Consider the following 13,614-nt stretch of genomic DNA (forward strand, 5'->3'; position numbering starts at 1 on the left):
ATAAGGAAAAAAGGTCCGACCGCTATCGGTCGTCAGCCGAGCGTCAGCGTATAGGTGACGCGATAGTCGCTGGCATCGCCGTTCAGCGTCTTGGTGAAGGTGCCGGGTGTCGATCCCAGTTCGATCGTGCCGATATTGTCGCTGCCGCCGATGTCGTCGAATTCGCGCAGCTGGAAACTCACCGGCTGTTCGAAGGCGAAATTGCGGTCGACGACCCAGCTTTCGCCGCGCTTGATCGAGAAAATCTCGCGCGATCCTTCGGGAAACCGCTCGCCGGTGTTGAAGCGCAGGAACAGCTGGTCGGGCAGGCCGAGCCCGAGCCGGCCGGTCAGCTTCACCGCCTCGACGCGAATGTTCGACAGCGTGTATTTCTTCGTCACCGGTGCGCTCGCCATCACCGCCGCCGCGGCGGGCGCCGCCGCCTTCGGGTCCTTGCCGAGCCGTGCGACGCTCTGGCCCGCCAGCACCGCATATTTGCCCTTGGGAAATTCGGCGAGATAGGATTTGAACGCGCTGACGCTGTTCTCGGCGACCGCACCCTTCCACATCAGCTCCTCGAGCGCGCTGCGATTGCCGGCCGGCGGCGCGCCGGGGCGCGGGACCAGATAGACCGGCGTGCCGGTGATGCTCGCGCTGACGAACGGGCGCTGCCGTCCTTCGGTCGCCGCCAGCACATCGTCGCGGATCGCGCCGCCCAGCAATTGCACCGGCAGGTCGGGCTGCGGCAGCCGCCTGGCGAGCGACGCGGCAAAGGGCGAGTTCACGCCCGTTCCGTCGGCGGCGGTCTGTCCCGGCGCGGCGGCGAAGATGACGAGCACGTCGTCGGCCTCGACCCCCGCAAGTCCCGTCTGCACCGCGCGCGTGCCCGATTTCCACGAGCGGCCAAACGGATTGTTGCGGCACGAATCGAGGATCACCATGCGGATCTGCGCCCCCGACACCGATTCCATCACGCGGTCGAGGTTGACCGCCTCATAGGGCAGGTCGAGGTCGGACTTCAGCCCCGCATCGGTCGGGATCAGCCAGTTCTTGCCCTGCGCCTCGATCCCGTGCCCGGCATAATAGACCATCGCGATCTCGGCGCCCTCGGCCTTGACGCGAAAGTCGCGCATCGCCTTCTGGAAGTCGTTGACCGACAGGTTCGCGGCGATGGTGACGTCGTCGAACCCCGCGCTCCGCGCCGACGCGGCGACCAGCTTGATGTCGTTCGCCGGGTTCACCAGCCGGCTGGTGTTCGCATAGTCGCTGTTGCCGATGATCAGCGCGACCTTGCGTGCCTCCGCTGCGGTCGGCGCGACCAGGAAGAGGGCGGTGATCAGGATCAGCCAATGGCGCATCATCTCGTCACCCTCCCGTCACGCAGCCGCGCCGCGTCCTGTGCGAGCCAGCCGAACGGCCGCGGCGTCTCAGACGGTCCCACCAGCTCGCCATTTGTTCGACTCCCCTTGGCGCGGAAACTGACCCTTGCTAGCGCAGTTGGCAACACCCATCTGTGCGGTCCCGCACAGGATTCGCCCGCGCACCCGAAAGATCGCCATGCCCGCCACGCACCACACGAAAATGCTCATCCTCGGCTCCGGCCCCGCCGGCCTGTCCGCCGCCATCTACGCGGCGCGCGCCGGCATGCGGCCGATCGTCGTGCAGGGGCTCCAGCCCGGCGGCCAGCTGACGATCACGACCGACGTCGAAAACTATCCGGGCTTTGCCGAGGTGATCCAGGGCCCGTGGCTGATGGAACAGATGACCGCGCAGGCGACGCATGTCGGCACAGCCATGATCTGGGACACGATCGTCGACGTCGACGTCTCGCAGCGCCCGTTCAGGCTGACCGGCGACGGCGGCGATGTCTATCTCGCCGAAACGCTGGTGATCGCGACCGGCGCGCAGGCGAAGTGGCTGGGCGCGCCCGGCGAACAGGAACTGGGCGGCAAGGGCGTGTCGGCGTGCGCGACCTGCGACGGCTTTTTCTATCGCGGCAAGAAGGTCGTCGTCATCGGCGGCGGCAACACCGCGGTCGAGGAGGCGCTGTACCTCACCAACCACAGCGACGATGTGACGCTGATCCACCGCCGCGATCATCTGCGCGCCGAGAAGATCCTGCAGGACCGCCTGTTCGCGAACCCGAAGATCAAGATCCTCTGGAACAAGCGCGTCGAGCGCTTCGTCGCGGGTGGCGGCACCGCGGGTCTCGTCGGGGTCGACCTGATCGACACCGTCACCGGCGCGGCGAGCCACGAGCCGACCGACGGCGGCTTCGTCGCGATCGGCCACAGCCCCTCGACCGAGCTGTTCAAGGGCAAGCTGCCGCTCGATGACGACGGCTATCTGCAGGTGACGCCGGGCACCTCGCTGACCGCGATCCCCGGCGTCTTCGCCGCGGGCGACGTCACCGACAAGGTCTATCGCCAGGCGGTGACCGCGGCGGGCATGGGCTGCATGGCGGCGCTCGACGCCGAGCGCTTTCTGGCCGAGGCGGAGTATCACGCGATGGTGGATGCCTGAGCGGCGACACGACGGCGTTCGGCCGGACCACGACGTTCACATCATCGTCATCCTGAACTTGTTTCAGGATCCACGGCGCGCCATTTCCTTTGGCACTGCGTCAAATTCGAGCGCGGGCCATGGATGCTGAAACGAGTTCAGCATGACGAGAATCGAGGGGCAGCTTCCACCCCAAAGCAGCCGTCAGGCGAGCCTCTCCACTACGCGCGCGACCAACCACTCCGCGTCCTCGCCGGCGAAGCTGTGCGACGCGCTGGCGAGGCGTTCGACGGGGATCGCGGACGGTCGGCACTTGTCGGCGAAAGCCTGCGCTGTCCGGTCCCCGGTGGCGAGCAGGATGGTGGCGGGGCAGGTCAGGGCCGCCAGCGCGCGATCGAGACGCGCCGGCAGGCTGCCCGGCGCAGCAGGCGCGGCCGACGGACCCAGCGCCGACAGCCCGCGGACCAGCTTGCGGACATCGACCTCGCCTTTGACCAGGCGCAACAGGCTCTTCGGATCCTTCAGCCGCGACCAATAGCGCGCGCGGATCGCCGACGCGGGCGGCAGCGCCGGTTCTTCTGCCTCCTCGTCGCTGTCCTCATAAGTCCACGGATTGGCCAGGATCAGCGCATCGAGCGGCAGCGGCTGATGCAGCAACAAGGCGCTCGCCGCGTCGCAATTGCCGAAGGCGACCACGCGCGTGACGTGCGGCGCGGCCTCGCGAAACGCGGCAATCGCGGCCGCGATATCGGGCCCGCTGCTCGCATAGCCGCCGTTGATCCCCTCGCTGTCGCCGATCCCGCGCCGGTCGAAGCGGAACACCGGATGCCCCGCCGCCGCGATCCGCTGCGCCAGCATCGCCATCCCGCGATGCGCGCCGCTCCGCACCTCGTTGCCGCCCGACACGATCAGCAGCCCGGTCGTCCCCGCCGCTTCGTCGAGCGTCGCGGCAAGTGCCGCGCCTTCGCAGGCAAAGCTCAGCTGATGCCGCATGTCTGGATCCAGGCGGAAATGTCGGCGGCGATCGCCGACGCCATGGCGGCATCCTCGCCGGGCTCGGCGCGCAGCCACAGCGGCGTTCCCGCGATGCCGTCGGCGCCCAGGCCGATGCTGCGCAGCGGCGCAACCGGCCGCGCGTCGGCGCTGCCGAGCTGGGCGACCATCGCGGCCGACAGCAGGTTGCCGGCAAGCAGCAGCGGCGCTGTCTTCGCGGCCTCTTGCAGGCTGTCCAGCGACGATTCGATCCCCGCCTGGCGGTCGGCGGTGACGCGGGCGCGCATCATCGTGCGCAGCAGCGAGGCGCCGCCGACGGGCGCGAGCCGCCACCAGGCGGCGGCGTTGGCGCGATGATCGAGCAGCGTCCCGCCGCGAACCGACGCGATGACGACCGGCCCGTCGATGCCGGCAGCGACCGTGGCAAGCGCGTCCTGCCATTGCTCCAGATCGACCGCGTCCAGCGCGACAAGGCTTTCATTCTGTCCCGGCAGATCGGGCAGCACCGCCGCAAATCCGTCGGCCGCCAGCGCCCGCATCGCGAGCGCCAGCGTGCGGCGCAGCCGGTTCGCCTCGTCGAACAGCGGTGGAACGATCAGGATGGTGGCGCGGGGGATGCCCGCGGGGGTGATGTTTAGGCGATGCTCGGGGGGTGGCATGGCAATCTTCAGCTCACCCCTGTTCCGTTTGTCCTGAGCTTGTCGAAGGCCCGCCCTTCTCTCGACATCGCAAGAAAGAACGGTGCTTCGACAAGCTCAGCACGAACGGATGAGTAAGTGATCAATCCGCCACCTTGCGCTGCGAAAAGGCGAGCAGATTACCATAGGTTTCAAAGATTTCGCCGTCGATCTCGTCATCGTCGATGAGGATGCCCAGGCGGTCTTCCATCTCGGTCAGCACGGTCGCGACCGCCATCGAATCGAATTCGGGCAGCTCGCCGAACAGGCCGCTGTCCACGGTCAGCGCCGCCGCGCGCTCCTCGCCAAGCCCCAGCACATCGGCGAGCAGCGCGCGCAGGGTGGCGTCGACGGTCGTGGAATCGGTCATGTGTCTTTCCTGAGCAGCGAACGGGCGAAGGCCTTTAGTGCCGGACCCCATGCCGCGGGGCGCGACGGATTGAAAGCCTCGATGCGCCACAGCGGCTCGTAGCGGTTCATCCAGTCGCGCTTGTAGGCGTCGTTGCCGGTGCCGAAATCGACGCGCTTCACGCCGTCGACCTCGATCACATGCCGGAACAGCGCGCCGGACAGCAGCGTGCCCGGCGACGCCTTCAGGCTGTCCTCGACATGCGCCAGCTTGTGGATGAAGGCGGTGCCGTCCTCGACCGTCCAGAACTGCGCGGCGACGGGCACGCCTTCGATCCGCGCGATCCCCATGCGAAAGGTGCCGCGCGCGCTCTCGGCTTCGGCAAAGGCGCGGAGCAGGGCGGGATGGCCCTCCTCGGGCTTCCAGCTCGCGGCATAGATTTGCTCATAGGCCGCCCAGCTGCCCGGATCGAATTCGGTCAGCAGCTGGATGTCGACGATGCCCTTCTTCGCCTTGCGCTGCACGGTGCTGCGCAGCGCGCCGGGGCGGCTCGCCCACCAGCTGTCGTGATCCAGACCAGCAAGGTCGAGCCAGTGGCGATCGCCCGCCGACGTGGCCTTCACCCACCATCCGGCGGTCCGCATCGCCGCGCTGATGCTCTGCCGTTCATCTTCGCGAATGGGGTAGAGCGACAAATGTGCGGCCTTGGAGCGTAATTTCACGAAGAGGTCGGCAAGCGCCGCATCTTGGTTGCTTTCGATACCGGCATCATGTGCTCCCCGGCGAAGGCCGGGGGCCAGGGTTTTGCGACCGATGTCCGCGCCCTTGAGCTCTGGGCGCCGGCTTTCGCCGCGGGTCACATAAAGAGGCCGGATCGCAAAGCTGTACCAGTTGGTCAGCCCCGCAACATAGCCGGGCCTTTCGATCCGAAGCGGCAGCAGCGCGGTTGTCCTGCCCGCCCTGCCGCGTGCGTCGACCCGGCCCGCGCCCGCAAAACCATGCGCCGTGAGCAGGTCGAACCATTCGGCCCGGTCGAACGGCGACGCAAAGCCTGCGGCCTTCGCCGCATCATCATTAGCGTGATCTTCACCGTTCCCATGCATGGTCCCGCGCTCTATCACCACTGTCCTAACAGCCGATGACCACGCCACAAAATCCGCCCTCGCGACCGATCGATCATCTCGTCAAATTTGGCGCGGCGGATGCGGCTGCCTTGCTGATCGGTGACAAGGTCACGACCTTCGCCGATCTCGACGCCGGGGTCGGGCGGCTCGCATCATGGCTGCTCGAACAGGTGGGCGGCCCCGGCGAGCGCGTCGCCAGCTGGAGCGCGAAGACGCGCGCCGCCTGCCTGATGCCGCTCGCCGCGGCGCGCGCGGGGCTGATCCATGTGCCGGTGAACCCGCTGCTCAAGGCGCCGCAAGTCGCGCATATCCTGACCGACAGCGGCGCCAAGCTGCTGATCGCCAACCAGTCGCGCGCCGACATGCTCGGGGGCGACCTGCCCGAGGACTGCGCGGTGCAGGATCTGAAGATCGCCGAAGACGTGATTGATTCGGGAGGACAGGGCCTGCCGCTTTCGATCGCCGAGCCCGACGATCTCGCCGCGATCCTCTACACCAGCGGCTCGACGGGGCGTCCGAAGGGCGTGATGCTCAGCCATGCGAATCTGTGGCTCGGCGCCGAAAGCGTCGCCTCCTATCTGACGCTCACGTCCGATGATCGCGTCCTCGCCGTGCTGCCGCTCAGCTTCGACTATGGGCAGAACCAGCTTTTCTCGACCTGGCATGCGGGCGGGGCGGTGGCGCCGCTCGACTATCTGACCCCGCGCGACGTCGTAAAGGCGGTCGCGCGGCACGGCATCACGACGCTGGCCGGGGTGCCGCCGCTTTGGGTGCAACTCGTCGAGAGCGACTGGCCCGCCGAGACCGCGGCGCTGCTCCGGCGGCTCACCAACAGCGGCGGCGCGCTGACCCCGTCGCTGATCGACGCCCTGCGCGCGACCTTCCCCAACGCGGACATCTATCCGATGTACGGGCTGACCGAGGCGTTCCGTTCGACCTATCTCGATCCCGCGCTGGTGGCGACGCATCCGACCTCGATGGGCCGTGCGATCCCGCACGCCGAAATCCTGATCTGCCGCCCCGACGGCAGCGTGACCGACGATAATGAACCGGGCGAACTGGTCCACGCTGGCCCACTGGTCGCCAAAGGCTATTGGCAGGATGCCGATCGCACCGCGCAACGCTTCAGGCCCGCGCCGGCCGCGTCGCTTTATGGCGGCACCGCGGTCTGGTCGGGCGACACGGTGCGCCGCGACGCCGATGGCCTGCTCACCTTCGTCGGACGCGACGACGCGATGATCAAGACCGCGGGCAACCGGGTCAGCCCGACCGAGGTCGAGGATGTCGCGGTCGCGTCGGGGTTGATCTACGAGGCGGTCGCTTTCGGCGTACCCGACCCGCGGCTCGGCGCCGCGATCGTGCTGATCGTGCGCGGCAAGGGCGCCGCCGACCGCGACGCGCTGGCGGCGTACCTCAAACAGAATCTGCCCAATTTCATGCAGCCGCAGACGATCGAATGGCGCGCCGAACTGCCGCGCAATCCGAACGGCAAGCTCGACCGCGTCGCGATCGCCGCCGACTGGCAGGTGGTGGCATGAAGCCGCACGGTCCGATCCCGCCCGGCTTCGCCGCCGATGCCGAGGGCATGCTGCTGGTCGGCGGAATGCGCGCCGACGCGCTCGCCGAGGCGGCGGGCGATACGCCCCTGTTCGTCTATGACAGCGCGATGCTGGGCGCGCGCGTCGCCGAATGGCGCGCCGCGATGCCCGCCGGGGTGCAGCTTCATTATGCCATGAAAGCGAACCCTTATACGCCATTGCTCATCCATATGGCGCGGCAGGTCGACGGGCTCGACGTCGCGTCGGGCGGCGAGCTGAAAGCGGCGCTGGCGAGCGGCATGGCGGCCGAGCACATCAGCTTCGCGGGGCCCGGCAAGCGCGACCGCGAACTCGAGGCCGCGATCCGCGCGGGGGTAACACTCAACCTCGAATCCGCCGGCGAAGCGACCCGCGCGCTGGCGATCGCGGCGCGGACGGGCATCACGCCGCGCCTCGCGGTGCGCGTCAATCCGGACTTCGACCTTAAGGGGTCGGGGATGAAGATGGGCGGGGGCGCCAAGCCCTTCGGGGTCGACGCCGCCGACGTGCCCGCGCTCGTCCGCCGCCTGCTGGGCCTCGGCGCCGACTGGCGAGGCTTCCATATTTTCGCGGGATCGCAGGCGCTTGATGCCGCCGCCATCGCCGAGACGCAGGCGCAGACGGTGGCGCTCGCGGCGCGCCTCGCGAACCAGATCGGCGCCACCCCGCCGCTCGTCAATCTCGGCGGCGGCATGGGCGTGCCCTATTTCCCGGGTGACAGGGCGGTCGACGTCGCCGCGGTCGGCAGGGCGCTCGGCGAGACGCTGGCGACGCGCGATGCCGTGCTTGGCGGCAGCCGCTTCGCCATGGAACTCGGCCGCTGGCTCGTCGCCGAAGCGGGCGTGTATCTCACCCGCATCGTCGACCGGAAGGTCAGCCACGGCGAAACCTTCCTCGTGACCGACGGCGGCCTGCATCACCAGCTCGCCGCCAGCGGCAATTTCGGCACCGTGATCCGCCGCAACTACCCGATCGCGGTCGCGAACCGCTTCGGCGCCGGGCCTGCCGAGACCGTGTCGGTCGTCGGCTGCCTCTGCACCCCTCTCGATCGCCTGGGCGACCAGGTCGGCCTGCCGCGCGCCGATGTCGGTGATCTTGTTGTGCTCTTTCAGGCAGGCGCCTACGGGGCCTCGGCGAGTCCGGCCGCCTTCCTGGGGCAGGGGCCGGCCCGCGAGATGCTCGTCTGAGGCACGCGCGCCAAGGTTAATTTCTGTGCCGCATCGGCACAGAGTGCGACGAGCGCGGTCCGAACTTATCCCAATACTAACGGTATGTTCACCCTTTTCGAGCAATGGCTGACCCTGACGCATTGGCTGTCGTTGCGGGGCTTGCGGAGCCGCGGTGGCCTCCAGCCGCTCGAAAGGTGATATGAACATGACGTCCTTCCCCTCGCTTCGTGCCGCGAAAGCCGCGCTGGTTTCGGGCATCGCCGCGACCGCTCTTACCGGCTGCATGGGCGCCGGCGGCGCCGCGCCGCAGCTGCCAAGCGCGACCTTCGTGCAGAATCAGGAAGGGCCGGGCGAGGAATATATCATCGGCCCGCTCGACGAGCTCCAGATCTTCGTGTGGCGCAATCCCGAGCTCGGCGGCAAGGTGCAGGTGCGCCCCGACGGCCGCATCACCACCCCGCTGATCACCGACATGCCCGCGGTCGGCAAGACCCCGACCATGCTGCAACAGGACATCAAGCTCCAGCTCAGCCAATATATCACCGACCCGATCGTCAGCGTGATCGTGTCGAGCTTCAACAGCACCTTCTCGCAGCAGATCCGCGTCGTCGGCGCGACCGAGAAGCCCGCGTCGATCCCCTTTCGCGCCAACATGACCGTGCTCGACGCGATGATCGCGGTCGGCGGCCTCGGCGAATATGCCGCGGGCAACAAGGCGCGCCTCGTCCGTTTCGACAAGGGGTCGGGCAAGCAGCAGGAGTTCGGCCTGCGCCTGGGCGACCTGATCAAGCGCGGCGACATCAAGGCGAACGTCCGCCTCCAGCCCGGCGACGTCATCATCATCCCCGAAAGCATGTTCTGACCCGCACCGGACCGCCGAACCCCTAGCCCTTGCCAAGGACTGACACGAGACGATGAACGGCCTTTACGACGAATTCCGGGTGGCGCTGCACAGCGTCTGGACGCGCCGGTGGCTGGTGCTCGGCGTCGCCTGGGGCATCTGCATCCTCGGCTGGCTCGCGGTCGCGTCGATCCCGAACCGCTATGATTCGCGCGCGCGCCTGCTCGTCGACGTGAACCAGATCCTGCCCGACGACGTCCAGACCTCGAACGGCCGCCAGCAGATCGACCAGATCCGCGACACGCTGACCAGCGCGCGCAACCTCGAAAAGGTCGCGCTGACCACCGGCCTGATCAACTCGGGCGCGGGCGAGCGCGAAAAGGCCGGCGCGGTCGCGATGCTGCAAAAGAATATCAAGGTCGTTCCGCAGCAGGACAATATCTTCGAAATCACCTCCGCCATCGCCGTCGGCAGCCTGTCGGACGCCGACAATGCGAAGCTCGCCTCGGGCGTGCTCGACAGCCTGATCACCGTCTTCCGCGACGACCAGCTGCGCGGCGGCCGGATGAACGCGCGCGAGGGGCTGAAATTCCTCGACGCCCAGATCGCCGAGCGCGAAAAGGCGCTGCGCGAGATCGAGGCGCGCCGCGGCGCGTTCGAGGCGCAGAATATCGGCATGATCCCCGGCGGCAGCGGCTCGCCCGCGCAGCGCGTCGATGCGGCGCGCGCCGAGCTTGGCCAGATCGATTCGCAGCTGGTGTCGGCGCAGGCGCAGCTTGCGGCCGCCAACGGCCAGCTCGCCTCGACCCCGGCGACGATCCCCGGCGTCGGCGGCGTCGGCGGCAGCGTCGCGCGCCAGCAGCTCGCCGGCGCCCAGAACGAGCTGTCGTCGATGCGCTCGCGCGGGCTGACCGACGCGCACCCCGACGTCATCGCGCTCAAGAGCCAGATCGCCTCGCTCAAAGCCATCGCCGACCGCGAAGGCGCCGGCGGTGGCGGCGGGATGCAAAACCCCGCTTACGCGTCGCTCGCCGCGATGCGCGCCGAGCGCCAGGCGACCGTCAGCGCGCTGACCGCCCGCAAGTCGCAGCTGATGGGCGACATCTCGCGCATCACCTCGCAGCAGATCCAGAACCCCGGCATCGCCGCCGAATATGACCGGATCAACGGCGAATATACCGCGTCGAAGGCGCAGTATGACAAGCTGCTCGCCCAGCGCGAACAGGTCCGCATGCGCGGCGACGTCGAGACCGAAACCGATGCGATCAAGATCGAACTGCTCGACCCGCCGTCGAAACCGACCAGCCCCGCGGCGCCGAACCGGCCGCTGTTCCTGACGCTCGTGCTGCTCGCCGGCCTCGGCGGCGGCGTCGGCGCGGCCTTCGCGCTCGGCCAGGTTCGCACCTCTTATGCGACCGCGGCGAAGCTCGAACGCGCCAGCGGCCTGCCGGTGATCGGCTCGATCACCGAGGTCGTGACCCCCGACCGGCATATCGAACGGCGCAAGCGGCTCGTCTGGCTCGCCAGCGGCGCGGGGGCGCTCGTCGGCCTCTATGCGCTGCTGCTGGTCGCCGAGTTCGTCCAGCGCGGCATGGTCGCGTGAGCGGGGAGGAAGACATGAACGACCAACGCCCCGTCAAGCGTCCGCCCTCGCTGCTGGAACGCGCCGCCGACCTGTACGGCCTCGACCCGGCGAAGAACGCCGCGACGATCGACGTCTCGAAACTGCCGCCCGAGCCCGAGAAGAAGGCGCGCAAGGCCAAGGCCGCGCCAGCCGAACCCGCAGCGCCGGTCGCACCTGCGCCGCAGGCCGAAGTGCTGCCGCCCGAACCGCCGGTGGCCGAAGCCGCCCCAGCGGTCGAGCCTGCGCCGGTCCAGCCGTCGCCGCGCAAGGACATCGCCCGCGCCGCGCCCGCGATCGTTCCCGCGCGGCAGGGCACGATCGACCGCGCCCGCCTCGCCGCGCGCGGCATGATCGTTCCGGGCGCGCCGGTCACCGGCATTTCCGAAGAATATCGCATCGTGAAGCGCGAGATCATCCGCAACTTCGCCGGCACCGCGAACCGCCCGGTCGTGCCGCGCGGCCACCGCGTGCTGATCGCCTCGGCCAATCCGGGCGAGGGCAAGACCTTCTCGGCGGTCAATCTCGCGCTCAGCCTCGCCGCCGAGGCCGATTACGACGTGCTGCTGATCGACGCCGACATCGCAAAGCCCAGCGTGCTCGGCGCACTGGGCCTCGAAAACGGGCCCGGCCTGATGGATGCGCTCGCCGATCCGACGCTGCCGCTCGGCGACTGCCTGATCCAGACCGACATCGCGGGGCTGAAGGTGATGCCCGCGGGGACGCAGCATCTGAACGACACCGAACTGCTCGCCTCGGCGCGGACCGAGACCTTGCTCGCGCAGCTCGAGGCCGGGGCGCCGGGCCGCATCATCATCCTCGATTCGCCGCCGGTGCTCGCGGCCTCGCCCGCGACGGTGCTCGCCGGCCATGTCGGCCAGCTGATCATGGTCGTGCGCGCCGACGAAACGCTCGAAAGCGCGCTGCGCGACGCGATCGGGCTGATGGGCGCGTGCCCGCATATCCAGCTGCTCCTGAACGGAGTGAAATTCTCGCCGGGCGGCCGCCGCTTCGGCACCTATTATGGACAGGGAGGCGCGTCATGATGCGCGACCGTTTCAGCATGCGCCGTGGGGCGACGCTTGCTGCCTTGCTGCTCGCCGGGACCGCGACGAGCGCGCACGCACAATTTTCGGGCGATCCGGGGTCGGGTTCGGGCTCGGGCGATCTCGCTGCGAGCAGCGCGCCCGCATCGGGCGCCGAAGCCGACCGCAAGCCCACGAAGCGCGGCGAACGCCCGCAGAAACAGCGCCGCGCCGACGTCAGTCCCTATCTGGAGGTCGGGCAGATATTGTCCGCGAACCTCAAGGGCGGCGACAACGACGTCCTGACCTATACGACGATCGCCGCCGGGGTCGACGCCTCGATCGCGGCGCGCAATGCCGAGGCGACCGCCTCGCTTCGCTACGAATATCGTTTCGGCCTGTCGGGCGGGCTCGATGACGGCGACGTCATCAGCGGCATCGCGCGCGGCCGGATCGGCGCGGGGCAGGGGTTCAACCTCGAAGGCGGCGCGCTCGCGACGCGCAGCCGCGCCGACAATGGCGGCGCCGCGAGCGGGCTGTTCATCGGCAACAGCAGCAATTCGGCCGATCTTTACTCGGTCTATGCCGGCCCGACGCTGACCCAGCGTCTCGGCGGGCTCGACGTCGGCGCCGGCTATCGCTTCGGCTATACCAAGATCGAGATCGACACCCCCGCGGTGCTCGCCCCCGGTGCGCAGGCGCAGGACGTCTTCGACAGCTCGACCAATCATCTCGCCTGGGCCAGCATCGGCGCGCGTCCGGGCGACCTGCCCTTCGGCTGGCAGCTGTCGGGCGGCTATGAGCGCGAAGACACCAGCCAGCTCGATCAGCGGTTCGAGGGCAAATATGCCCGCGCCGACGTGACGATGCCGATCGGCCCGACGGTCGCGCTGCTCGGCGGCGTCGGCTATGAGGACATCGAGATCGGCCAGCGCGATCCGCTGCTCGACGGGAACGGCGTTCCCGTGCGCGACGCCAACGGCCGGTTCGTCACCGACACATCCAGCCCGCGCCAGCTGTCGTTCGATGTCGATGGGCTGATCTGGGATGCCGGTGTCATGTGGCAGCCCAGCCGCCGCACCTCGCTGACCGCGCGCGTCGGCCGCCGCTATGGCGACACCATCTATACGGGCAGCTTCGCCTATCGCCCCGACCATGCGACGACGTTGCAGGTCGGCGTCTATGACGGCCTGTCGAGCTTCGGGCGCGGTCTGTCGGGCGGGCTCGCCGCGCTGCCGACGCAGTTCGATCCGACGCGCAACCCGATCAGCGGCGACATCAACCCCTGCGTTTTCGGCGAGCAGGGCGGCAGTTGCCTCAACAGCCAGCTCGGCTCCGCGACCGGATTCCAGTATCGCAGCCGCGGGGTGCAGGCGACCTTGTCGTCCAGCTATGGCCGCTGGAGCTACGGCGTCGGCGTCGGGTACGACCAGCGCCGCCTGCTCGTGCCGCGCACCTCGGTGCTGGCGAGCCTCAACGGCGTGAAGGACGAAAGCTATTATCTCTTCCTGTCGGCCGGGCGTCAGCTCGACGCCGATTCGGACGTCAGCCTGTCGGGCTATGTGAGCTATTTCGACAATGGCTCGCCGAATTCGGCGGACGTGCAGGCCGCCGGCCTGTCGGCGACCTATTCGCGGCGCTTCTGGCGCAGCCTGACCGGCACCGCCGCGGCCTCGCTGAACGCGTTCGACCAGGACGGGTTCAACAGCGAACTGATCGGCTCGGCGCTCGTCGGCCTGCGGTATAATTTCTGATCC

General features: G+C 68.7%; 12 protein-coding genes. 7 read left to right on the forward strand and 5 right to left on the reverse strand.

Annotated features, from left to right (window positions below; genetic code table 11):
• Positions 1–32 precede the first annotated feature (32 nt).
• On the reverse strand, positions 33–1,340 hold the full coding sequence (locus ATE67_RS00770) for a caspase family protein (RefSeq protein ID WP_082660123.1): 1,308 nt from the start codon (positions 1,338–1,340) through the stop codon (positions 33–35).
• A 196-nt stretch (positions 1,341–1,536) separates the two neighbouring features.
• On the opposite strand from ATE67_RS00770, the gene trxB reads away from it, so the two are divergent.
• Complete coding sequence (trxB, locus tag ATE67_RS00775; protein ID WP_058814798.1) at positions 1,537–2,502, forward strand: thioredoxin-disulfide reductase; 966 nt, start codon at positions 1,537–1,539, stop codon at positions 2,500–2,502.
• A 183-nt stretch (positions 2,503–2,685) separates the two neighbouring features.
• On the opposite strand, the gene ATE67_RS00780 is transcribed toward trxB, so the two are convergent.
• The 4 genes from ATE67_RS00780 to ATE67_RS00795 form a co-directional block, all read right to left on the reverse strand.
• Complete coding sequence (locus tag ATE67_RS00780; RefSeq protein ID WP_058814799.1) at positions 2,686–3,474, reverse strand: hydrolase 1, exosortase A system-associated; 789 nt, start codon at positions 3,472–3,474, stop codon at positions 2,686–2,688.
• The gene (locus tag ATE67_RS00785) at positions 3,459–4,133 is read right to left on the reverse strand and encodes a hypothetical protein (RefSeq protein WP_058814800.1); all 675 of its coding nucleotides are present in this window, start codon (positions 4,131–4,133) and stop codon (positions 3,459–3,461) included. The genes ATE67_RS00780 and ATE67_RS00785 overlap by 16 nt, the downstream gene beginning before the upstream one ends.
• 121 nt (positions 4,134–4,254) lie before the next feature.
• Complete coding sequence (locus tag ATE67_RS00790) at positions 4,255–4,521, reverse strand: acyl carrier protein (RefSeq protein ID WP_058814801.1); 267 nt, start codon at positions 4,519–4,521, stop codon at positions 4,255–4,257.
• A complete protein-coding gene (locus tag ATE67_RS00795; protein WP_058814802.1) occupies positions 4,518–5,603 on the reverse strand; it encodes a GNAT family N-acetyltransferase in 1,086 nt (361 codons plus the stop codon). Before ATE67_RS00795 ends, ATE67_RS00790 begins: the two co-directional genes overlap by 4 nt.
• A gap of 35 nt (positions 5,604–5,638) precedes the next feature.
• On the opposite strand from ATE67_RS00795, the gene ATE67_RS00800 reads away from it, so the two are divergent.
• The 6 genes from ATE67_RS00800 (at position 5,639) to ATE67_RS00825 (ending at position 13,611) form a co-directional block, all read left to right on the forward strand.
• The gene (locus ATE67_RS00800) at positions 5,639–7,162 is read left to right on the forward strand and encodes an acyl-CoA ligase (AMP-forming), exosortase A system-associated (RefSeq protein WP_058814803.1); all 1,524 of its coding nucleotides are present in this window, start codon (positions 5,639–5,641) and stop codon (positions 7,160–7,162) included.
• Complete coding sequence (locus ATE67_RS00805; RefSeq protein ID WP_058814804.1) at positions 7,159–8,388, forward strand: pyridoxal-dependent decarboxylase, exosortase A system-associated; 1,230 nt, start codon at positions 7,159–7,161, stop codon at positions 8,386–8,388. The genes ATE67_RS00800 and ATE67_RS00805 overlap by 4 nt, the downstream gene beginning before the upstream one ends.
• 187 nt (positions 8,389–8,575) lie before the next feature.
• On the forward strand, positions 8,576–9,232 hold the full coding sequence (locus tag ATE67_RS00810) for an XrtA/PEP-CTERM system exopolysaccharide export protein (protein ID WP_058815203.1): 657 nt from the start codon (positions 8,576–8,578) through the stop codon (positions 9,230–9,232).
• A 52-nt stretch (positions 9,233–9,284) separates the two neighbouring features.
• Positions 9,285–10,814 (forward strand): XrtA system polysaccharide chain length determinant, encoded by a 1,530-nt coding sequence (locus ATE67_RS00815; protein ID WP_058814805.1) that lies wholly within the window; start codon positions 9,285–9,287, stop codon positions 10,812–10,814.
• A gap of 14 nt (positions 10,815–10,828) precedes the next feature.
• Entirely contained in the window at positions 10,829–11,878 is a 1,050-nt protein-coding gene (locus ATE67_RS00820) for an AAA family ATPase (protein ID WP_058814806.1), read from the forward strand.
• Entirely contained in the window at positions 11,875–13,611 is a 1,737-nt protein-coding gene (locus tag ATE67_RS00825; protein ID WP_058814807.1) for a hypothetical protein, read from the forward strand. The genes ATE67_RS00820 and ATE67_RS00825 overlap by 4 nt, the downstream gene beginning before the upstream one ends.
• Positions 13,612–13,614: the final 3 nt, after the last annotated feature.

Source organism: Sphingopyxis sp. H050 (assembly GCF_001468265.1).
Taxonomy (GTDB): Bacteria; Pseudomonadota; Alphaproteobacteria; order Sphingomonadales; family Sphingomonadaceae; genus Sphingopyxis.